Origin of the sequence: Rhizobium sp. PP-F2F-G48 (assembly GCF_004342335.1) — a bacterium.
GTDB lineage: Bacteria > Pseudomonadota > Alphaproteobacteria > Rhizobiales > Rhizobiaceae > Ferranicluibacter.
This window is the reverse complement of the sequence record NZ_SLVH01000002.1, coordinates 458,669-477,190: the sequence shown is the minus strand read 5'-3', so window position 1 is coordinate 477,190 and position 18,522 is coordinate 458,669. Positions and strand designations below refer to the sequence as shown.

20 protein-coding genes are annotated in these 18,522 nt (G+C 65.7%); 12 read left to right on the top strand and 8 right to left on the bottom strand.

All coding sequences use genetic code 11. From position 1 onward, the window contains the following. The first annotated feature begins 262 nt into the window (after positions 1-262). Positions 263-1,027 carry a class I SAM-dependent methyltransferase gene (locus C8J36_RS06890; RefSeq protein WP_132533611.1) on the top strand — a complete coding sequence of 255 codons (765 nt, stop codon included), beginning with the start codon at positions 263-265 and terminating at the stop codon, positions 1,025-1,027. A gap of 4 nt (positions 1,028-1,031) precedes the next feature. On the opposite strand, the gene C8J36_RS06885 is transcribed toward C8J36_RS06890, so the two are convergent. Beyond that, complete coding sequence (locus tag C8J36_RS06885) at positions 1,032-1,532, bottom strand: DinB family protein (RefSeq protein WP_132533609.1); 501 nt, start codon at positions 1,530-1,532, stop codon at positions 1,032-1,034. A 155-nt stretch (positions 1,533-1,687) separates the two neighbouring features. Between C8J36_RS06885 and C8J36_RS06880 the strand changes: the two genes are divergently transcribed. Together C8J36_RS06880 and ndk are read left to right on the top strand one after the other, a co-directional pair. Beyond that, positions 1,688-2,395 carry a glutathione S-transferase family protein gene (locus C8J36_RS06880; RefSeq protein ID WP_132533608.1) on the top strand — a complete coding sequence of 236 codons (708 nt, stop codon included), beginning with the start codon at positions 1,688-1,690 and terminating at the stop codon, positions 2,393-2,395. A gap of 113 nt (positions 2,396-2,508) precedes the next feature. After that, a complete protein-coding gene (ndk, locus tag C8J36_RS06875; RefSeq protein ID WP_062594862.1) occupies positions 2,509-2,931 on the top strand; it encodes a nucleoside-diphosphate kinase in 423 nt (140 codons plus the stop codon). 107 nt (positions 2,932-3,038) lie between these two features. Here the strand turns inward: ndk and C8J36_RS06870 are convergent, their stop codons facing one another. Both C8J36_RS06870 and C8J36_RS06865 read right to left on the bottom strand, forming a co-directional pair. Further along, positions 3,039-3,554 (bottom strand): hypothetical protein, encoded by a 516-nt coding sequence (locus C8J36_RS06870; protein ID WP_132533606.1) that lies wholly within the window; start codon positions 3,552-3,554, stop codon positions 3,039-3,041. After that, entirely contained in the window at positions 3,551-4,096 is a 546-nt protein-coding gene (locus C8J36_RS06865; RefSeq protein ID WP_132533604.1) for a CGNR zinc finger domain-containing protein, read from the bottom strand. The genes C8J36_RS06870 and C8J36_RS06865 overlap by 4 nt, the downstream gene beginning before the upstream one ends. Before the next feature lie 62 nt (positions 4,097-4,158). On the opposite strand from C8J36_RS06865, the gene C8J36_RS06860 reads away from it, so the two are divergent. Beyond that, positions 4,159-5,052 carry a branched-chain amino acid ABC transporter permease gene (locus C8J36_RS06860; RefSeq protein WP_132533602.1) on the top strand — a complete coding sequence of 298 codons (894 nt, stop codon included), beginning with the start codon at positions 4,159-4,161 and terminating at the stop codon, positions 5,050-5,052. 21 nt (positions 5,053-5,073) lie between these two features. Here the strand turns inward: C8J36_RS06860 and C8J36_RS06855 are convergent, their stop codons facing one another. The 3 genes from C8J36_RS06855 to pgsA are packed head-to-tail and all read right to left on the bottom strand — an operon-like array spanning position 5,074 to position 6,384. Continuing rightward, positions 5,074-5,532 (bottom strand): molybdenum cofactor biosynthesis protein MoaE, encoded by a 459-nt coding sequence (locus tag C8J36_RS06855; RefSeq protein ID WP_132533600.1) that lies wholly within the window; start codon positions 5,530-5,532, stop codon positions 5,074-5,076. A 4-nt stretch (positions 5,533-5,536) separates the two neighbouring features. Then, complete coding sequence (gene moaD / locus C8J36_RS06850) at positions 5,537-5,797, bottom strand: molybdopterin converting factor subunit 1 (protein ID WP_132533598.1); 261 nt, start codon at positions 5,795-5,797, stop codon at positions 5,537-5,539. Further along, complete coding sequence (gene pgsA / locus C8J36_RS06845) at positions 5,794-6,384, bottom strand: CDP-diacylglycerol--glycerol-3-phosphate 3-phosphatidyltransferase (RefSeq protein WP_062468772.1); 591 nt, start codon at positions 6,382-6,384, stop codon at positions 5,794-5,796. The genes moaD and pgsA overlap by 4 nt, the downstream gene beginning before the upstream one ends. Positions 6,385-6,676: 292 nt before the next feature. Between pgsA and C8J36_RS06840 the strand changes: the two genes are divergently transcribed. Then, positions 6,677-7,192 carry an acyl-CoA thioesterase gene (locus C8J36_RS06840; RefSeq protein ID WP_132533596.1) on the top strand — a complete coding sequence of 172 codons (516 nt, stop codon included), beginning with the start codon at positions 6,677-6,679 and terminating at the stop codon, positions 7,190-7,192. A gap of 16 nt (positions 7,193-7,208) precedes the next feature. Here C8J36_RS06840 and uvrC read toward each other — a convergent pair whose 3' ends face one another. Together uvrC and C8J36_RS06830 are read right to left on the bottom strand one after the other, a co-directional pair. Further along, a complete protein-coding gene (gene uvrC, locus C8J36_RS06835) occupies positions 7,209-9,272 on the bottom strand; it encodes an excinuclease ABC subunit UvrC (protein WP_132533594.1) in 2,064 nt (687 codons plus the stop codon). After that, positions 9,269-10,051 carry an SDR family oxidoreductase gene (locus tag C8J36_RS06830; RefSeq protein ID WP_132533959.1) on the bottom strand — a complete coding sequence of 261 codons (783 nt, stop codon included), beginning with the start codon at positions 10,049-10,051 and terminating at the stop codon, positions 9,269-9,271. The genes uvrC and C8J36_RS06830 overlap by 4 nt, the downstream gene beginning before the upstream one ends. A gap of 384 nt (positions 10,052-10,435) precedes the next feature. On the opposite strand from C8J36_RS06830, the gene C8J36_RS06825 reads away from it, so the two are divergent. The 7 genes from C8J36_RS06825 (at position 10,436) to C8J36_RS06795 (ending at position 18,425) form a co-directional block, all read left to right on the top strand. Next, entirely contained in the window at positions 10,436-11,074 is a 639-nt protein-coding gene (locus C8J36_RS06825; protein ID WP_132533592.1) for an outer membrane protein, read from the top strand. A gap of 141 nt (positions 11,075-11,215) precedes the next feature. Then, positions 11,216-11,686: a DUF1284 domain-containing protein gene (locus C8J36_RS06820; RefSeq protein ID WP_132533590.1), complete on the top strand. Its 471-nt coding sequence runs from the start codon at positions 11,216-11,218 to the stop codon at positions 11,684-11,686. Positions 11,687-11,780: 94 nt separating this feature from the next. Further along, a complete protein-coding gene (locus tag C8J36_RS06815) occupies positions 11,781-13,574 on the top strand; it encodes a sensor histidine kinase (RefSeq protein WP_132533588.1) in 1,794 nt (597 codons plus the stop codon). Continuing rightward, positions 13,574-14,941, top strand: coding sequence for a sigma-54 dependent transcriptional regulator (locus C8J36_RS06810; RefSeq protein WP_132533586.1), 1,368 nt, complete (start codon positions 13,574-13,576; stop codon positions 14,939-14,941). The genes C8J36_RS06815 and C8J36_RS06810 overlap by 1 nt, the downstream gene beginning before the upstream one ends. 202 nt (positions 14,942-15,143) lie before the next feature. Next, positions 15,144-16,121, top strand: a complete 978-nt coding sequence (locus tag C8J36_RS06805; RefSeq protein WP_062594875.1) for a tripartite tricarboxylate transporter substrate-binding protein — start codon at positions 15,144-15,146, stop codon at positions 16,119-16,121. A gap of 324 nt (positions 16,122-16,445) precedes the next feature. Next, positions 16,446-16,907 carry a tripartite tricarboxylate transporter TctB family protein gene (locus tag C8J36_RS06800; RefSeq protein ID WP_062594876.1) on the top strand — a complete coding sequence of 154 codons (462 nt, stop codon included), beginning with the start codon at positions 16,446-16,448 and terminating at the stop codon, positions 16,905-16,907. Between the two features lie 12 nt (positions 16,908-16,919). Further along, on the top strand, positions 16,920-18,425 hold the full coding sequence (locus C8J36_RS06795) for a tripartite tricarboxylate transporter permease (RefSeq protein WP_132533584.1): 1,506 nt from the start codon (positions 16,920-16,922) through the stop codon (positions 18,423-18,425). The last annotated feature ends 97 nt before the right edge of the window (positions 18,426-18,522 follow it).

Here is an 18,522-nt window from a genome sequence, read left to right as displayed (position 1 = left end):
CCATACCCGATACACATAATAGCGAAAGCATTCAAAAATGCTTAAGTGGCATTCAACCTCTGGATGTTTGTCCGATCCTGACAGTTTTCGCGTCGGTCGATGCTCGCCGTGCTCCGCTCAGTGTAAATCCAGCGACCCCCCCCCTCGTGAAAACGCAAGAACCTGCGATAGCTGGTCCGACAGGCCGTTCTCCTGCGAATCAGGTGCCGCAACGGCGCCGCGCGCGGGGATCTGTGCCGAACGAGAGGAAAGGAACTCCGCCATGAGCGTCCTGCGCAACCAGATCGTGCCCTGGATCAAGGTTCTCGCCTGCCAGGCGCTGGTTCTCGCGATCGTTCTTTTGCTGTCGGGCTCTCTCACGCCGGGCTCGTTGACGCCGGGCACGCTTCCCGTTCTGCTCGGGCAGGGTGCAGCCGCTGCCGGCCTCGGGCTGCTCCTGCGGATGCCGCGCATCTGGCTTCTGGTCCAGTTTCTGCTGCCGGTCGCGGTCGTCTATGGCGATGCGGTGCCGGCCTGGGCCTATCTCGCGGCCTTCGTGCTCTGCGCGCTCGTCTACTGGAACAGTGCCTCCGAGCAGGTGCCGCTCTACCTTACCAACCGGCGGACCTGGCAGGCACTGGCCGACCTCGTCGCCGCCTCGCAGGCCGGGCGCGTGGTCGATCTCGGCAGCGGCATGGGCGGCGTCGTCACCTTCCTCGCCCGCGCCCATCCGGCCGTCGAGGTGAGCGGCCTGGAAACGGCGCCGCTGGTCGTGGCCGCCTCCAAGCTCCGCGTCGCCTTCAGCCGCCTTCCCAATGCCCGCATCGTCTATCGCAGCCTGTGGGATGCGGATCTCGGCACCTACGACGTCGTCTATTGCTTCCTCTCGCCGGTGCCGATGGCCCGCCTGTTCGAAAAGTCCCGGCGCGAGATGCGTCCGGGCACGCTCTTCGTCAGCAACAGTTTCACCGTGCCGGGCCGTGCAGCCGACCGCATCCTCGATGTCGACGATGCCCGCCACACCCAGCTCCACATCTACACGCTCTGACGCATCAGGCCCGATCGCTGCGGAGGAAGAAGGCGAGATCCAGCACCACGCTCGGCTGTCCAAGAGTGGTCAGGATCATGTGGCACTGGCCGCGATGATGGGTCTGGTGGTTGAAGAGGTGCGCGAGGCAGGGGCTGAGCCTCTGGCTGATCGGCTCGGGAATGCTGATCGGCGTGTAGGTGAAGACGCCGGCGAGATCGTCCGGGGTGAGGCTGTCGATCCAGCGGGCGATCCTCCGGTCCTCCGCCACCCGCGCTTCCGTCAGGTCCGCGAAATCATCGAACAGCACGGCATCGAGCGTGGTCGGTGCCTCGCCCTGTCCGGTAAAGCGTTTCATCCAGATCCGGTCGGTGGCCGGCAGGTGGTTCAGGGTTGCGTGCAGCGAGCCGAAGGCCGCACCCGTCTCCCGGTGGCGACCCTCCGCGCCGAGCGCCTGCGCCGCGGCATAGATGCGACCGTTGGCCCAGCTGTTATAGGCGGCAAACATGCGGAAATGGTCGATCATGGCGGCTCCTGTGCATTGGAAAGCCCGATCTTATCTCGCCATGAGTTCAACAGGCATGATGCCATCCATGAAATTTGCTGATTTGCTTTCCCGCCTTTCCCGCGCTCAGATGGCCCGGCTGAGATGACCGCGACACCGGATACGGGAGACCTGCGATGACGAGACTGCTCTACGGGCTGTGCGGCGAAGACCGGGCGCGGCGTTTTTCGCCGCATGTCTGGAAGGTCGAGATGGCGCTTGCCCATAAGGGCCTCGATTGTCGCGTGGTGCCGCTCGGCTTCACGGACATTCCCAAGGTGGAAGGCGGCGCGACGAAGATGGTGCCGTATCTCATCGATGGCGATCAGGCGGTCGTCGACAGCTTCGCCATCGCCCAGTATCTGGATGCGACCTATCCGGACCGGCCGACGCTCTTTGCAGGCGAGGGCGGACGCGCCACGGCACGCTTTGTCGAAGCCTTCTCGCAGACGGTTCTGCATCCGGCCATCACCCGGATGATCCTGCTCGATATCCACGACCGGCTCGGCCCGGAGGATCGCGCCTATTTCCGCAAAAGCCGCGAGGCCGCGTTCGGCAAGAGCCTCGAAGATGTCGCGGCCGCAGCCCCGGCGGAGCGGGCGGCCTTCGCCGACAAGCTCAATCCGCTGCGCTACCTGCTTAAAAAGCAGCCCTTCATCGGCGGGGAGACGCCGCTCTTTGCCGACTACATCGTCTTCGGCGCCCTGCAATGGGCCCGCATCGTCTCGCCGCAACCGCTGCTGGAGCCGGACGATGCCGTCTCCGGCTGGTTCGAGCGCTGCCTCGATCTTCACGACGGTCTCGGCCGCGCGATCCCATCCGCCGGAACCGCCGAGGCGGCCTGATCGCAGCCTTGCCGTTTTCGAAATCGGGCCATGCGGCGCATTCCCCTTGTCTTGCGTGCGGCGTCTCGCTAAGGAACCGTCCAAACGAACGCAACTCCTAGGGATTTGACACCATGGCGATTGAACGCACCTTTTCGATGATCAAGCCGGACGCAACGAAGCGCAATCTGACCGGCGCGATCACCAAGATGATCGAAGACGCCGGCCTGCGCGTCATCGCCTCCAAGCGCGTCTGGATGAGCCAGCGCGAAGCCGAAGGCTTTTACGCCGTTCACAAGGATCGCCCCTTCTTCGGCGAACTGGTTCAGGGCATGACCTCCGGCCCGACCATCGTTCAGGTTCTCGAAGGCGAGAACGCCATCCTGAAGAACCGCGAAATCATGGGCGCCACCAACCCGGCCAATGCCGACGAAGGCACGATCCGCAAGACGCACGCTCTGTCGATCGGCGAAAACTCCGTCCACGGCTCCGACGCCCCGGAAACCGCTGCCGAAGAAATCACCTACTGGTTCTCGGCCACCGAAATCGTCGGCTGATACCGCGTCAACGAACTGACAACACAAAAGGCCGGAGCAGCGATGCTCCGGCCTTTTGTGTTGTCGCCGGTCTGGCTTGCGGTATCTCGGCAGACGCGGCGCGGCCATCAGATCGGACACCCCGTTTCCGGCGCATAGTCCACGCTGCCGTCTTCCCGCAGGATATCCGGGTTGATGGCGTAGCCGGGGCCGACCACCAGCGGCTTTGCCGTGAGGACGGTCTGGTCGACCGTCGAGATTGCGGTGGTCTCGATCGCTTGCACGACCTTGCCCGCACCGTCGAGGATGCGGATGCCGACCGTGTAGGGTCGGTCCTTCCGGACGCAGTGGATCGGCGGGCTTTCCAGCACGATCGTTTCCCAGAACGGGAAGATCTTCGTCCGCGTCACGAGCGGCGCTCCGCCGCGCGGGTCCTCGAAGGTCGCGACGGCCACGGCCGGGTCGGGCAGGACGCCGGTGCGGCGCAGGGTGATCATATAGTGCGCCCGGGCGATGCGGTAGTTGAAGACGAAGAGGCGCCCGGATACCTCCGTCGGTCCCGATCCGGTCTCGCGCTGGCATCCGGCCGAAAGAGCTGCGGCAAGCAGGCCGAGCACGACGATGGCGCATCGAGGACTTTTCACGCCGCGCCTCCATCCTTCGCGCGGCGATAGTGCCGGCTGGCCTTGCGCCGGTTGCCGCAGACGGTCATGTCGCACCAGGCCCGGCTCCGGTTCTTGCTCCGGTCGAAGAACAGCCAGCCGCAATTCGCGCAGATCTTCAGCCGCCCGTCATCCGCGCGCGCGGCAAGCCGAAGTGCGGAGCGTGCCGTCGATGCGCCGAGATCGGCCCCGTTCGGCGACAGCCGCAGCGTCCGCGCCGCCGCGTCGAGCAGGTCGGCCAGCAGGCCGGCGTCATCCGCGCCCTCGACGCGTTGCCGGAAATACCGGTCGATCGCCTCGCGCAAGGCGAGGAACGCTGCCCGGTCTGCCGGTGGCATCAGGAGGCGCGTCGGCAGCGGCTCGGCGCAGAGCGTGGTCGCCGCTGACGCGAAGGCAGCGATCGCATCGGCGTGTTCAAACCGGTCGATCGATCGCTCCGGCGTCGCACGCAGGATGACGCTGTTGGCCACGTCGAGGGCGAGGAGGCCGCCGGAAAAGCGATGCGGGGTCCAGAGGAAGTCCATGATCAAATATAACTGGTAAAAGCCATTTCACCAGTTATATTTTATCGGGAGGAGGGCGGCGCATGTATCTGCTGCAACAGCTTGCCAATGCCCTGCCGGTCGCAGCCCTCTATGCCGTCCTCGCCTTCGGCTATGCGATCGCCTTCGGCGTCACCAGGCGTGTGGACCTCACCTATGGCGCGCTGTTCGCCTTTGCGGGGCAGATCTTCGTGCTGTTTGCCGATGTCGGCTGGAACCGCCTCTGGCTGGTGCTGCCGGCCTGTCTTGCGCTCGGGGCTGCCTGTTCTCTTGCCTACACCGCCGGTGCCGGCCTCCTCGTCGGCCGCGTCGTGATGGCGCCGCTGCTGCGCGTATCGCCCAACGCCGTCATCGTCGCGGGCCTCGGCGTGTCGCTCGTGCTGATGGAGACGGCACGGCTTGCCGCGAAGACGCGCAGCCTCTGGCTGCCGCCGTTCCTCAACACGCCGGTCGCGCTCTGGTCGGAGGGGGCCGCCGATGTCAGCCTCACGCTGATCCAGCTCGGCAATATCGCGGTGATGCTGGCGATCGTCGGCCTTGGCGCGCTTGTTCTGCGCTTCGGAAGGGCCGGCCGCCTGTGGCGCGCCGTTCACGACGATCCGCGCGCCGCCGAACTCTGCGGGGTCGATGCCCGCAGCGTCTTCCTCGGCGCCTATCTCGTGGCCACCCTGATCGCCTGCGTCAGCGGCATTCTCGCCACGTCCTATTACGGCAACATGGATTTCGGCGCGGGCCTGCTGTTCGGGCTGAAGGTGGTGATGATCGCCGGCATCGGCGGCGCCGGGCATCCGCTCCGCGCGGCGGCGGGTGCTGCGCTGCTCGGGCTGGCGGAAACGCTCTGGAGCGCCTTCGGGCCCATGGCCTGGCGCGATCCTTTCGTGTTGACGCTGCTGATCGTCATCGTCGTCGCCGGCGGGCGAGATCGGCCCGTTCCCTGAAAGGGTGGCCGTCGCAGATCGTCAGGACCAGCGATCCCGCGCCGTATCGTCGGCGTCTTTCGCCGAGACCCAGCCACGGGCGGTGCCGTCCTTCAGGTGCTCCTTCTTCCAGAAGGGCGCGGCGGTCTTCAGATAGTCCATGATGAAGGACGCGCCGTCAAAGGCCGCCTGACGGTGCGTGGAGGCCGCGATCACGAGGACGATGCGGGCACCGGGATCGATCCGGCCGAACCGGTGGATGGCGGTCGCCCCCTGCAGGTCGAAACGCGCAACGGCCTCCTCGCAGATCCGTCGGATTTCGGCCTCTGCCATGCCCGGATAATGCTCCAGCTCCAGCGCGGAGAGCAGGCCCTTTTCCTCCCGGCAGAGGCCGGAGAAGGTGACCACCGCGCCGATATCGGTGCGTCCGGCCGAAAGCGCCTCGATCTCGGCCGCCGTGTCGAAATCCTCGGCCTGCACGCGAACGGTAACGGACGCCATGCCCTCAGCCGCCCGTCATCGGCGGAAAGAGGGCGATCTCGCGCGGCGAACCGAGCGGCTCGTCATGATCGACATGCTCCTGGTCGATGGCGACGCGAATGACGTTCTCGTGCTCCAGCGCCGCAGCATAGTCCTCGCCACGGTTTTTGAGAAACGCGATGAGATCGCCGGCCGTGACCACGTCGTCCGGCAGGGAGACGATTTCGTCGCCAAGGCCGATCCGCTCGCGCACCCAGGCGAAGTAGACGAGGCGGACCTCTCTCATTCGTCCACCAGATGCTTCAGCCCGGCGCGGAAATAGTCGTAACCGGTGTAGAGCGTGATGGCGGCGGCGATCCACAGCAAGGCGATGCCCATCTCGGTCGTATAGGGCAGAACCTTGTCGCCCGCCGGACCCGCCAGCAGAAAGGCGATCGCCACCATCTGGATCGTCGTCTTCCACTTGGCGATTCGCGTCACGGGCACGCTGACCTTCAGCGCCGCCAGATATTCGCGCAGGCCGGACACCAGGATCTCGCGGCAGAGGATGATGATCGCAGCCCAGATCGACCAGCCGGCAATGGTGCCGTCGGCCGCCACCAGCAGCAGCACCGAGGCGACCAGCAGCTTGTCGGCGATCGGGTCGAGCATGCGGCCGATATTGGAGGTCTGCTTCCAGATCCGCGCGAGATAGCCGTCGAAGAAGTCGGTGATCGAGGCCACCGCGAACAGGCCGAGCGCCGTCCAGCGGGCGATATCGGAGCTTTGCAGCTTGCCCTCGATGAAGAAGCAGAGAACGATCAGCGGAACCGCGAGGATGCGCCCGTAGGTGAGGAGATTGGGAATATTGTAGGCGACGGGCACGGTTCGCATGTCAACTCGGTCTCTGGACTTCGTACGCAATTCGTACAGGCGGGATGAAAGACGTCGTGACCCGGAGGTCAACCGGTTTTTGATGATTGAGCGGCAATTGTGGCGGAATTCCTCTGAACAGGCCGTGAACCACCGCGACATGCCCACCCTGATCTGCGACCTTTCGCCGGAAAACCGCATGCCAGTGATGACGGGTGACCGCGGATCACGTGTTGCGGAAGCGTCCGGGCGCTGTAGTGTCTGTCTCTAATAGGCAGATGCACTCGCCTGGCAACCGGGGAAAGGACGCGCGATGGACGGAACGCAGGAGACGCATGAGAAGGGCGAATTGGAGATGGTCGTGCTAATGACGCCCGACATGGCGAATTTCTCCGGCAAGGTCCATGGCGGCGCCTTGCTCAACCTTCTCGACCGCGTCGCCTTTTCCTGCGCCTCGCGCTATTCGCAGCGCTATGCCGTGACGCTGTCGGTCGATCAGGTCGTGTTTCGCCAGCCGATTCTCGTCGGCGAACTCGTGACCTTCCGCGCCTCGGTCAACCAGACCGGCCGCACCTCCATGGAGGTCGGCATTCGAGTCGAGGCCGAGGACATCCGCTCCGGTGTCCGCCGCCATACGAATTCCTGTTACTTCACCATGGTCGCGGTGGACGAGGACGGCCGTCCGGCCGCCATTCCCTCGCTCGCGCCGCGCGATGCCGCCGGCCGGCGCCGCCAGAAGGCCGCCGACATCCGACGCACCCTGCGGCGCGAGTTCGAGGCCCGCTTCGATGCCGCCAAGGAAGAGGGCGACGACGTCGTAACCGGATAAAGCGACGGGTGAAGCTCTAACCGCGCGACGCGGCCGCGCTGTCCTCGTGGAAATGGTCGTAGACGAGCTTCGCCACGGCTTCCGAAATGCCGTCGACGGCGACGAGATCGGTCATGCCGGCGCGCGAGACGGCCTTGGCCGTGCCGAAATGGTGAAGCAGAGCCCGCTTGCGCGTCGGGCCGATGCCGGCGATTTCATCGAGCGGGTTCTTCACCATCTCGCGCTTGCGCCGCGCCCTGTGGCTGCCGATCGCGAAACGGTGCGCCTCGTCCCGCAGCCGCTGGATGAAGTAGAGCACGGGATCGCGCGGCGGCAGGGTGAACCCGTCCCGCCCGACCGTCAGGCCACCCTCCGTCTTGACCGGCGGAAAGAACCGCTCGCGGCCCGCTTCTCGATCGACGCCCTTGGCGACGCCGATCGCGATGACGCAGTCCTCGATGTCGAGCTCCTTCAGGATCGCCCGCACCGCCGTCATCTGTCCCTGTCCGCCGTCGATCAGGATCACGTCCGGCCAGGCGGGAAAGCCGGCATCCTCGCCGGGCTCCACGCTCCGGTCCGGCTTGCCCTCTTCCTTCAGAAGTCGGGTAAAGCGCCGCGTCATCACCTCGCGCATCATGCCGAAGTCGTCGCCGGGGGTGATGTCGGTCGATTTGATGTTGAACTTGCGATACTGGCCCTTCACGAAGCCTTCCGGTCCCGCCACCACCATGCCGCCCACGGCATTGGTGCCCATGATGTGCGAGTTGTCGTAGATCTCGATGCGTCGCGGCACGCGGTCGAGCTTGAAGGTCTGCATGAAGCCTTCGAGCAGGCGGCCCTGCGAAGCCGTCTCCGCCAGCTTGCGGCCATGCGCTTCGCGCGCGTTGGTCATGGCGTGATCGACCAGATCCTTCTTTTCGCCCCGCTGCGGCGCGAGTATCGTCACCTTGAATCCGGATTTCTCCGACAGCGCCTGGCCGAGCAGTTCCTGTTCGGCCACGGTCTCGCAGAGCAGAATCTGCTTCGGGCAGGGCTTGTCGTCGTAGAACTGCGCCAGAAACGCCGCCAGCACCTCGGCGGGAGCGAGCGACGGGTCCGCCTTGGGGAAATAGGCGCGGTTGCCCCAGTTCTGCCCGGTGCGGAAGAAGAACACCTGGATGCAGGAGACGCCGCCTTCGTGGTGGATGGCGAAAACGTCGGCTTCGTCGACGCCCGAGGGGTTGATGCCCTGATGGCTCTGGACATGCGACAGCGCCGCCAGCCGGTCGCGGTAGAGCGCGGCACGTTCGAAGTCGAGATTGTCGGAGGCCTCGCTCATGGCCGAGGCGATCGTCGCCTTTACCGCCTGGCTCTTGCCCGACAGGAAGTCCTTGGCTTCCGTGACCAGCTCCGCATAGTCCTCGTCGCTGACCTCGCGGGTGCAGGGGCCGGAACAGCGCTTGATCTGGTGCAGCAGGCAGGGTCGGGTCCGGCTTTCGAACACGCTGTCGGTGCAGGTGCGCAGCAGAAAGGCACGCTGCAGCGAATTGATCGTGCGCCCCACCGCACCGGCCGAGGCGAAGGGGCCAAAATACTGGCCCTTTCGGCTGCGCGCGCCGCGATGCTTGTAGAGCGCCGGCGCCCGGCTGTCGCCGGTCACGAGAATATAGGGGAACGACTTGTCGTCGCGCAGAAGCACGTTGTAGCGCGGCCGCAGCCGCTTGATCAGGTTGGCTTCGAGCAGCAGCGCCTCGATCTCGGTGCGCGTCGTCACGAACTCCATGTTCGCCGTCTGGCGGATCATCTGGGAGATGCGGTTGGAATGGCCGCGCCCCTGGGCATAGTTGCTCACGCGCTTCTTCAGGCTGCGCGCCTTGCCGACATAGAGAACGTCGCCGGCCTCGTTGAACATGCGGTAGACGCCGGGGCTGTTGGGCAAAAGCTTGACGAAGGCCTGGATCAGTTCGGCCCCGCGCAGGCCGTCGGGCACGGCGGAGGTTTCCGCCCAGTCGATATCGGCGACGGGCGAGGGCGCCTCGACCGTTTCGATCGCATCCTCGTCATCGTCGTTTGCCGTCTCGTCGTACAAGATGCCGCCATCCTGCGGCGTCCGTCCGTTCATTCCACGATCTCCATTTGATCCGGCGTCTGCCAGGCCAGATGCTGGCCGCCGTCGAGCGCGATCATTTGCCCGGTCATCGACGGCGTGTCGAACATATACCGGATGGTGCGCCCGAAATCTTCGAGCCCGGGGCCGACCTTCAGCATCACCGAGTCCACCTGCGCCCGGAAGTCGGCCTCGTTCTGCCGGTCGTTCGGCAGGGTCGGGCCCGGCCCGATGCCGTTGACGCGGATGGCCGGCGCCAGCGATTGCGCCATCGTCACCGTCGCCGTCAAGAGCGACGACTTCGACAACATATAGGAATAAAATCGCGGGTTGGGAGACCAGACGCGCTGGTCGATCATGTTGACGATCAGCCCGGTCGCCTCCGCCGGCAACTGGGCGGCGAAATGGCCGGCGAGAACCGAGGGGGCCTTGACGTGCAGCGCGAAGTGCCGGTCCCAGACGGCCTCGTCGAAAGTCTCCAGCGTGTCCTTGGCAAAGACCGACGCATTGTTGACGAGGAGGCCGAGCGGGCCGATGGCCGCGGACGCCTCCCGCACCAGCCGGCCGAGATCGGAGGCATCCGTGAGATCGGCCTGGACGACCGCCGCCGTCGCGCCCTCGGCCGCAAGGCTTGCGCGGAGCGCATGCGCCTCGTCGAGCGAGCCATTGGCATGAATGGCGACGGCAAAGCCGTGCCGGGCCAGATCCTCGACGATCGCACGACCGATCCGCTTTGCGCCGCCCGTCACCAGTGCCGTCTTCAGGGCCAGTGCTTTTTGCGGGGCCAGAGCCATTTTCGAGGAATCTCTCACGCGTATCGGTCCTTCACGATTCTGATCGGCGTCGGAGCCAGATCATAAAAGAACAGCTTACGCACGCCAAAACCGCCGGATCATTCGTTAATCCAAGGTGAACCAAAAAGGGTGATTTCGATGAAAATTGCACGGAACAAAGTAGTCGCGGCAGTATAGTGCGCACATGGTTAATCAAATCCCTGTTGCATTCAAACAACATCGTTTTTCAGCCACGCCGTTGCCTCAATCATTTCACAATTCGGCTCTTGGAATTCCGCATTTGGACATCAATTTCACCTCAACCGAGCGGGGTTGAACGAAATTACCGGCGCCGCATCGGACACAGGAAATCGGTCCAGCGCCGGTCTGATAAGGAGATCTAGTATGCGTACTCTCATCACCACTCTCATGGCGTCCGCCATGTCTCTCGTCGCTTTCTCGGCCGTCAACGCAGCCGACGCCATCGACGAAGTTCCCGCAGCACCTGCCGCAGACTACACGGCTCCGGCCGTCAAGAACTGGGCAGGCGCCTATGTCGGTGGTACCGCGAACTGGGGCCACGGCAAGTTCAACGGCACCGGCGATCGCAGTGCAGCCGGCTTCGGCGGCGGTCTCTACGGCGGCTACAACATGCAGGACGGCCCGATCGTCTACGGTGCTGAAGCCGACGTCAACTACGGCGACAACGATGCGAGCCGTCCGGGCCGCAGCATGGAACAGGGCGTCAACGGCTCGATCCGCGGCCGTCTCGGCTACGATCTGAACCCCGTCCTCCTCTACGGCACGGCCGGTGTTGCCGCGTCGAGCCTGAAGGCCAACCAGTTCGGCGGCTCCGACAAGAAGACCGCCATCGGCTGGACGGCCGGTGCCGGTGCCGAAGCCTTCGTCACCGACAACGTCACGGCCCGCGTCGAATATCGCTACACCGACTACGGCAAGGAAAGCTTCGACGTTCCCGGCAACAACTTCTCCTCCGGCTACGACGAACACAGCGTCAAGGTTGGTATGGGCGTGAAGTTCTGATCGACCGATCCGGCCGCAAGGTCGAATTCGGGACTATCGAGACCGCTTGCAGCTTTCGCTGCAGGCGGTTTTTTCGTAGGAGCCTTTGGTGACGTGCCGCCTCCGGTAAGGCGATGCCGCCCGCCGGTGGGGAGCCGCCCGATGACCATCCGCCTGCGACCGCATCATCTCCTCTGCATGCTGACCTATATCGGCAAGGGCTACAGCCCCGATTTCACCCGCAACTACGATGCGATCGCCGCGCGGATCGGCGCGGGCGAGGCGCTCGAGGTGGTGGACGGTCCCGACGATATCTGTCGGCCGCTGCTGGCAACGCCGAACCCGCATTGTTACAACGACAGCGTCGTTGAACGCGACCGACAGGCGGCAGCGGACGTGGCGGCGTTGCTCGGCCGGACGATCGAGGCCGGCGTGACCCTGCTGCTCGACGCGACCGAGATCACGCGTCTGCGGACGCAGTTCGCCACCGGCAGCATTCGAACGGCCTGTGCGGGCTGTGAATGGAAAAGCCTCTGCGACGGCATCGCGGCGGGCGGTTTTCGCGACGTGCGCGTCGCCTCGCGCGAGCCGCACCGTGAGCAACCCCTTGGAAACCCGCCCCCGGGTCTATAGGCTGCCCATGACAGGGAGAGGGCCTGCGCAGGAGCCTTGAACCTCTCCGGTCGGCCAAGGTGAGGGGAGCCGCATTGGGGAGGACTGCGAGGAGATGCTGAGGAGCCTGCGCCGCGGTCTGCTCGTTCCGGTTATCCTGGTCGTCATCGCGGCCACGGGTCTTGCCGTCTGGAGCAATGCCTATGCCACCCGCCGCTTCATGGCCGAGGCGTCGCTGCAGGCGGGAACGGCGCTGCGCCTTGCCGTGTCCGCGCTCTCCGGCCATCTCCGGCGCTACGAGGCCCTGCCGGCCCTGATTGCCGATCACGACGATATCCGCCGGCTCGTCGCCAATCCGCGGGATCAGGCGCTCCGCGACAGCGCCAACCGCTATCTGAAGGCGATCAACGGCCTGCTGCGCTCCTCCGACATCTATGTCATGACCCGCGACGGGGCGACCATCGCCGCCAGCAATTACGACCGGGCGACGAGCTTCGTCGGCGAGAATTTCAGCTATCGGCCCTATTTCCGGCAGGCGGCGGAGGGCAAGCGCTCGCGCTTCTATGCCCGCGGCACGACATCGTTCAAGCGCGGCTACTTCTTCGCGGCCCCGATCGACGTCGATGGCAAGGTCGCCGGCGTCATCGTCTTCAAGGTCGATATCGATATGATCGAGTCCTCCTGGCGCGGCGGCGAGTACGAGATCTTCGTCTCCGATCCAGAAGGCGTGATCTTCATGACCAGCAATCCGGAATGGCTGTTCTCCAGCATCCTGCCGCTGACGCCCGAGCGCCTGCGCCGCACCGAAGCCTCGCGCCGCTATGCCGAGGCCGACCTGAAAGACCTCGGCGTCGTCAGGTCCCGGCTCGGCGAACACACCCTGATGGCGATCCCGACGAACGGCGTCACGCGCGATTATCTCGTGCTCTCCGAATATGTCAGCGATGCCGACTGGACGGTCCGGGTGCTGATGGACATGAGCTGGGTGCGCTCGCAGACCCATGTCGCGGTCGCCGCCGTGTTCCTGTTCCTCTGCCTTGCCGGCCTGATCCTCGCCGTGCTGCTGCAGCGGCACGAGCGCCGCAACGAGCGCATGCAGATGCAGGTCGAGGCGAAGGCCGAGCTGGAACGGCGCGTCGAGGAGCGCACGGCCGACCTTGCCGATCTCAACGCCCAGCTGCGCAGCACGCAGGCCGATCTCGTGCAGGCGGGCAAGCTTGCCGGCCTGGGGCAGATGTCGGCCGCCCTCAGCCACGAATTCAACCAGCCGCTCGCCGCTGCCCGGACCTATGCCGAGAGCGCCTCGCTGCTGATCGAGCGCAACCGGATCGACGAGGCCAAGGACAATCTCCAGCGGATCGCCAAGCTGATCGACCGCATGGCGTCGATCAGCCGCCATCTGCGCAATTTCGCGCGCAAGCCCAACGAAAAGCTCGGACCGGTGGCGCTGGACGACGTGCTGCGCGACACGCTGGAGATCGTCTCGGCCCGGATTGCCTCCGCGGATGCGGAGCTGGTCGTCGCGCTCGGTGATCCCGCGCCGCTCGTGCGCGCCGGCTCCGTCCGCCTGCAACAGGTGCTGGTCAACATCATCTCCAATGCGGCCGACGCCGTGGAAGGCCTCGACGACCGGCGTATTTTCCTGACCGCGACGACGACCGCCGACCGCGTCGCGATCACCGTGCGCGATGCCGGGCCGGGCATTCCCAACGCGATTGCCGAGCGTATCTTCGATCCGTTCTTCACCACCAAGGGCGTGGGAAAGGGGCTTGGTCTGGGGCTCTCGATTTCTTACAACATCGTCAAGGATTTCGGCGGCCGCCTTTCGGCGGACAATCATACCGGCGGCGGTGCGACCTTCCGCATCGAGCTCGACCGCATGGACGACAGACGCGAGGCAGCAGAGTGATGAGTGACGTCGCCACCGTTCTCCTGGTCGATGACGAGGAGGAGCTGCGCCGCTCGACGGCGCAGGCGCTGGAGCTTCAGGACCTGACGGTGGAAACCTTCGCCGCCGCCGAGGATGTGCTCGCCCGCGTCGGCTACGGCTTTGCCGGCGTCGTCGTCAGCGATATCCGCATGCGCGGCATGGACGGCATGACGCTGCTGCAGCGCATCCGCGAGATCGACCATGAGATTCCCGTGATTCTCGTCACCGGCCACGGCGACGTCCAGCTCGCCGTGAAAGCCATGCGGGAAGGGGCCTACGACTTCCTGGAGAAGCCGTTCGGCGTGCAGGCGCTGGCCGGGATCATCCGTCGCGCCCACGACCGGCGCGGCCTCGTGCTCGAAAACCGGCGCCTGCGCGCGGTGGCCGGCAAGCGCGACGACATCGAGGCCCGCATGCCCGGGCGCACGCCCGTCATGGTCGACCTGCGCTACCGGTTGCGCGCCATCGGCGCCACCGATGCGGACACGCTGATCATCGGCGAGACCGGCGTCGGCAAGGAGGTCGCCGCCCGCGCCCTGCACGATATCAGCGCCCGGGCCAACCGGCCCTTCATCGCCATCAACTGCGCCGCTCTGCCCGAAACGCTGATCGAGAGCGAGCTTTTCGGCCATGAGGCAGGCGCCTTTCCCGGCGCGATCCGCGCCCGCTACGGCAAGTTCGAGCATGCCCGCGGCGGCACCATCCTGCTCGACGAAATCGGCTCCATGCCGGTCGAGCTCCAGGCGAAGTTCCTGCGCGTCCTGCAGGAGCGCACCATCACCCGCCTCGGCTCCAACGAGACGGTGCCGCTCGATGTCCGCTTCATCGCCACCAGCAAGGTCGATCTGGAGGCGGAAGTCGCGGCCGGCCGCTTTCGGGCGGATCTGTTCTACCGCCTGAATGTCGTGACGCTGCATGTGCCGTCGCTCGCCCAGCGCGCGGCCGATATTCCGCTGCTCTTTCTCCAGCTCGTGCGCGAAGCTTCGGCCCGTTACGGCCGCGACGACATGGACGTGCCGCCCGCCGTGGTCTCCGAAGTCGCCCACCGGCGCTGGCCGGGCAATGTCCGCGAACTGCGCAATGCCGCCGACCGGCTCGTGCTCGGGCTCGACGCCCGCGGCCTCGATACGGTGGGAGAAGACCGCGAGGAGGAAAGCCGGCTCGCGCCCCGCGTCGCCGCCTTCGAGCGCGGCCTGATCGCCCGCACGCTGGCCGCTTATGGCGGCGCACTCCGTCCGGTCTATGAGGAGCTCGGAATCTCCCGCAAGACGCTCTACGAGAAGATGCAGAAATACGGCCTCGACAAGCGTTCGACCTTCGACGACGGGCCGCCCTTCCCGGAGTGAGCCCGCTTTGGGTATGTTTCCACCCATCGACAGGGGCGAGGGGGCCGTTTCCACCCATGATGCACCGCAAAAGCGTCATCGAGTCCGGTAAAGGCCGCACTATCCGGTTGCACGCCTGCCCGCGAACGCGAGACTGACGCTCATTCCATGACCGGTGGGGGAGGAGCCCTGCCGGCATGACGATCACACTCGGGAGGACTTCATGACGCGTTTCACGTCGCTTCTGGCAGCCACAGCGCTTGCCGCAACCGTTTTTGCCGGCGCCGCACAGGCGGAATATCCGGAACGCACCATCACCATGGTCGTGCCGTTCTCGGCCGGCGGACCGACGGACACCGTGGCGCGCCTCGTGGCCGAATCGATGTCGAAGGATCTCGGCCAGCAGGTCATCGTGGAAAATGTCGGTGGGGCCGGCGGCACGCTCGGTGCCGGCCGCGTGGCGAGCGCCGAGGCCGACGGCTACACGGTGCTGCTGCACCATATCGGCATGGCCACCAGCGCCACGCTCTACCGCAAGCTCGCCTACGACACGCTGAACGCCTTCGATTATGTCGGCCTCGTCACCGAAGTGCCGATGACCATCGTCGCCCGCAAGGATCTGGAAGCGACCGACCTCAAGGGCCTCGTGGACTATGCCAAGGCCAACAAGGACACGGTCACGGTCGCCAATGCCGGCATCGGCGCGGCCTCCCACCTCTGCGGCATGCTGTTCATGAGCGCCATCGAGACGCCGCTCGTCACCGTGCCCTACAAGGGCACCGGCCCGGCGATGACCGATCTTCTGGGCGGCCAGGTCGATATCATGTGCGACCAGACGACCAACACGACGAAGCAGATCCAGGGCGGCACGATCAAGGCCTATGCCGTGACCTCGCCGGCCCGCCTCGACATCTTCCCGGACATTCCGACCGCCGTCGAAGGCGGTCTGCCGGGCTTCGAAGTCGGCATCTGGCACGGCGTCTACACCCCCAAGGGCACGCCGCCGGAAGCCATCGCCAAGCTCGAGGGCTCGCTGCAGAAGGCCTTGAAGGACGAGAACGTCGTCGCCCGCTTCGCCGAACTGGGCACCAAGCCCTCCTCGGATGCCGACGCGACGCCGGCCGCCCTCAAGGCCAAGCTCGAAAGCGAAATCGCCCGCTGGAAGCCGATCATCGAGAAGGCCGGCCAGTACGCCGACTGATCCTCAGCGGCCGTCTTCGACCGAATGCACGCTGCCCTTGCCGGCAGCCCAACACCCACCTGCCGCCACGCTCCGCCATCAAGAGGCCGGGCGTGGCGGCAGGCACCTGCTCAGGCAGGAAGCCCGGGCAGGCAGCGGGGGCGGCCCTCTTAGGGGCCCGTCGGGAGGCCGCGGCATCCGGGAGATGGCAGGGGGCGTCGAGGGGATCGCGCGCCCAGCCAGCACTAAGGCATTGCCAGCACCAAGCATCGCCAGCCAACACAAGCATCGCCGGCCGCATCCCGCCGCAAGGCCGTCCGCGGTTCGGCTCATTGGGGAACGATCATGAAACCACTCAGTCTCGACCGGACGAATGCCCTTTGCGGCATTCTGTTCATCGCCCTCGGCCTCTTCTTCGTGGCGCAGTCGCTGTCGCTCGACCTCGGAACGACGTTCCGCATGGGCCCGGGCTATTTCCCGCTGGTCCTCGCGCTGTTCCTGACCGCGCTCGGCCTCGTCATCCTCGTGCAGGCGACCCGCACGCAGAGCGATCCGATCGAGCCGCTGGCCTGGCGCGGCATGCTCTTCATTCTCTCGGCACCCATCGTCTTCGGCCTCACGGTCCGGGGGCTCGGTTTCGTGCCCTCGCTGTTTCTCGCCGCCTTCATCGCCTGCTTCGCCTCGCAGCGCATGAAACCGGTCGGCGCGATCGTCCTGTCGATCGCCATCACGCTCTTTTCCGTCGCCGTCTTCAGCTACGCGCTGGGCCTTCCGTTTGAACGCTTCGGCCCCTGGCTGCGGTTTTAAGGATCTTCGACCATGGATCTCTTCAGCAATCTCGCGCTGGGTTTCGCGACCGCCGGCACGCCGGAAAACCTGCTCTTCTGCCTCATCGGCGTTCTCCTCGGCACGCTGATCGGCGTTCTCCCGGGCATCGGCGCCACCGCCACCATCGCCATGCTGCTGCCGATTACCTTCCAGCTCGAGCCGGTCTCGTCGCTGATCATGCTGGCCGGCATCTATTACGGCGCCCAATATGGCGGCTCCACCACCGCCATCCTCATCAACATGCCGGGCGAATCCTCCTCCGCCGTCACCGCCATCGACGGCTACCAGATGGCGCGCAAGGGCAGGGCGGGTGCGGCCCTCGCCATCGCGGCGCTCGGCTCCTTCTTCGCCGGCACCGTGTCCACCTTCCTCGTCGCCATCTTCGCCCCGCCGCTGACGGCCGTCGCGCTGCAGTTCGGCGCGGCCGAATATTTCTCGCTGATGGTGGTCGGCCTCGTCTCCTCGATCGCGCTCGCTCACGGCTCCATCGTCAAGGCGCTGGCCATGGTCTCGCTCGGCCTTCTGCTCGGCCTCGTCGGCACGGACATCTACACCGGAACGCCGCGCTTCACGCTCGGTATCCGCGAATATGCCGACGGGCTGAACTTCGTGGCCGTCGCGGTCGGCGTCTTCGGCGTCGCCGAAATCCTGCGCAATCTCGAAGGCGAGATGACGCGCACCGTGCTGATCAGCAAGGTCACCGGCCTGCTGCCGACGAAGGACGATTTCCGCCAGATGGTCGGCCCGGTCCTGCGCGGCACCGGCATCGGCTCGGCGCTCGGCATCCTGCCCGGCGGCGGCGCCATCCTGGCGGCCTTTGCCTCCTACACGGTGGAAAAGCGCCTCTCCAAGCATCCGGAAGAGTTCGGCAAGGGCGCCATCGCCGGCGTCGCCGGTCCGGAATCGGCCAACAATGCCGGTGCCCAGACCTCGTTCATCCCGCTCCTGACCTTGGGGATTCCGGCCAATCCGGTCATGGCCTTGATGGTCGGCGCGATGATCATCCAGGGCATCGTCCCCGGTCCGAACGTCGCGGTCGAGCAGCCGGCGCTGTTCTGGGGCATCATCGCCTCCATGTGGATCGGCAATCTGATGCTGGTGGTGCTCAACCTGCCGCTGATCGGCCTCTGGGTGAAGCTGCTGACGGTGCCCTACTACGTGCTGTTCCCGATCATCATGGCCTTCTGCGCCATCGGGGTCTACAGCGTCAACGCCAACGTCTACGACCTCTATGCCGTCGCCTTCTTCGGCATCGCCGGCTATCTCCTCGTCAAGCTGCGCTGCGAACCTGCACCCCTGCTGCTCGGCTTCGTGCTCGGCCCGCTGCTCGAGGAAAACCTGCGGCGCGCCATGATCCTCTCGCGCGGCGATCCCTCCACCTTCGTCACGCGGCCGATCAGCGCCGGCCTCCTGCTGCTGGCCGCTGCCGTCCTCGTCGTGGTCTTCCTGCCCAGCATCAAGGCCAAGCGCGAAGCGGTGTTCCAGGAGGAAAGCTGATCCGCGCCCATCGCGCCTCGAAACAGGCCGTGTCGACACAGAAAAAGGCGCCATCCTCGCGGGTGGCGCCTTTTTCGTTGAAGCCTGTTCGGAGACG

What these genes read in the sequence shown, in the direction of transcription:
- C8J36_RS06890 (WP_132533611.1), top strand. Translation starts at nt 263, where the DNA reads ATGAGCGTCCTGCGCAACCAGATCGTGCCCTGGATCAAGGTTCTCGCC.
- C8J36_RS06885 (WP_132533609.1), bottom strand. Translation starts at nt 1,532, where the DNA reads ATGATCGACCATTTCCGCATGTTTGCCGCCTATAACAGCTGGGCCAAC.
- C8J36_RS06880 (WP_132533608.1), top strand. Translation starts at nt 1,688, where the DNA reads ATGACGAGACTGCTCTACGGGCTGTGCGGCGAAGACCGGGCGCGGCGT.
- ndk (WP_062594862.1), top strand. Translation starts at nt 2,509, where the DNA reads ATGGCGATTGAACGCACCTTTTCGATGATCAAGCCGGACGCAACGAAG.
- C8J36_RS06865 (WP_132533604.1), bottom strand. Translation starts at nt 4,096, where the DNA reads ATGGACTTCCTCTGGACCCCGCATCGCTTTTCCGGCGGCCTCCTCGCC.
- C8J36_RS06860 (WP_132533602.1), top strand. Translation starts at nt 4,159, where the DNA reads ATGTATCTGCTGCAACAGCTTGCCAATGCCCTGCCGGTCGCAGCCCTC.
- C8J36_RS06855 (WP_132533600.1), bottom strand. Translation starts at nt 5,532, where the DNA reads ATGGCGTCCGTTACCGTTCGCGTGCAGGCCGAGGATTTCGACACGGCG.
- moaD (WP_132533598.1), bottom strand. Translation starts at nt 5,797, where the DNA reads ATGAGAGAGGTCCGCCTCGTCTACTTCGCCTGGGTGCGCGAGCGGATC.
- pgsA (WP_062468772.1), bottom strand. Translation starts at nt 6,384, where the DNA reads ATGCGAACCGTGCCCGTCGCCTACAATATTCCCAATCTCCTCACCTAC.
- C8J36_RS06840 (WP_132533596.1), top strand. Translation starts at nt 6,677, where the DNA reads ATGGACGGAACGCAGGAGACGCATGAGAAGGGCGAATTGGAGATGGTC.
- uvrC (WP_132533594.1), bottom strand. Translation starts at nt 9,272, where the DNA reads ATGAACGGACGGACGCCGCAGGATGGCGGCATCTTGTACGACGAGACG.
- C8J36_RS06830 (WP_132533959.1), bottom strand. Translation starts at nt 10,051, where the DNA reads ATGGCTCTGGCCCCGCAAAAAGCACTGGCCCTGAAGACGGCACTGGTG.
- C8J36_RS06825 (WP_132533592.1), top strand. Translation starts at nt 10,436, where the DNA reads ATGCGTACTCTCATCACCACTCTCATGGCGTCCGCCATGTCTCTCGTC.
- C8J36_RS06820 (WP_132533590.1), top strand. Translation starts at nt 11,216, where the DNA reads ATGACCATCCGCCTGCGACCGCATCATCTCCTCTGCATGCTGACCTAT.
- C8J36_RS06815 (WP_132533588.1), top strand. Translation starts at nt 11,781, where the DNA reads ATGCTGAGGAGCCTGCGCCGCGGTCTGCTCGTTCCGGTTATCCTGGTC.
- C8J36_RS06810 (WP_132533586.1), top strand. Translation starts at nt 13,574, where the DNA reads ATGAGTGACGTCGCCACCGTTCTCCTGGTCGATGACGAGGAGGAGCTG.
- C8J36_RS06805 (WP_062594875.1), top strand. Translation starts at nt 15,144, where the DNA reads ATGACGCGTTTCACGTCGCTTCTGGCAGCCACAGCGCTTGCCGCAACC.
- C8J36_RS06800 (WP_062594876.1), top strand. Translation starts at nt 16,446, where the DNA reads ATGAAACCACTCAGTCTCGACCGGACGAATGCCCTTTGCGGCATTCTG.
- C8J36_RS06795 (WP_132533584.1), top strand. Translation starts at nt 16,920, where the DNA reads ATGGATCTCTTCAGCAATCTCGCGCTGGGTTTCGCGACCGCCGGCACG.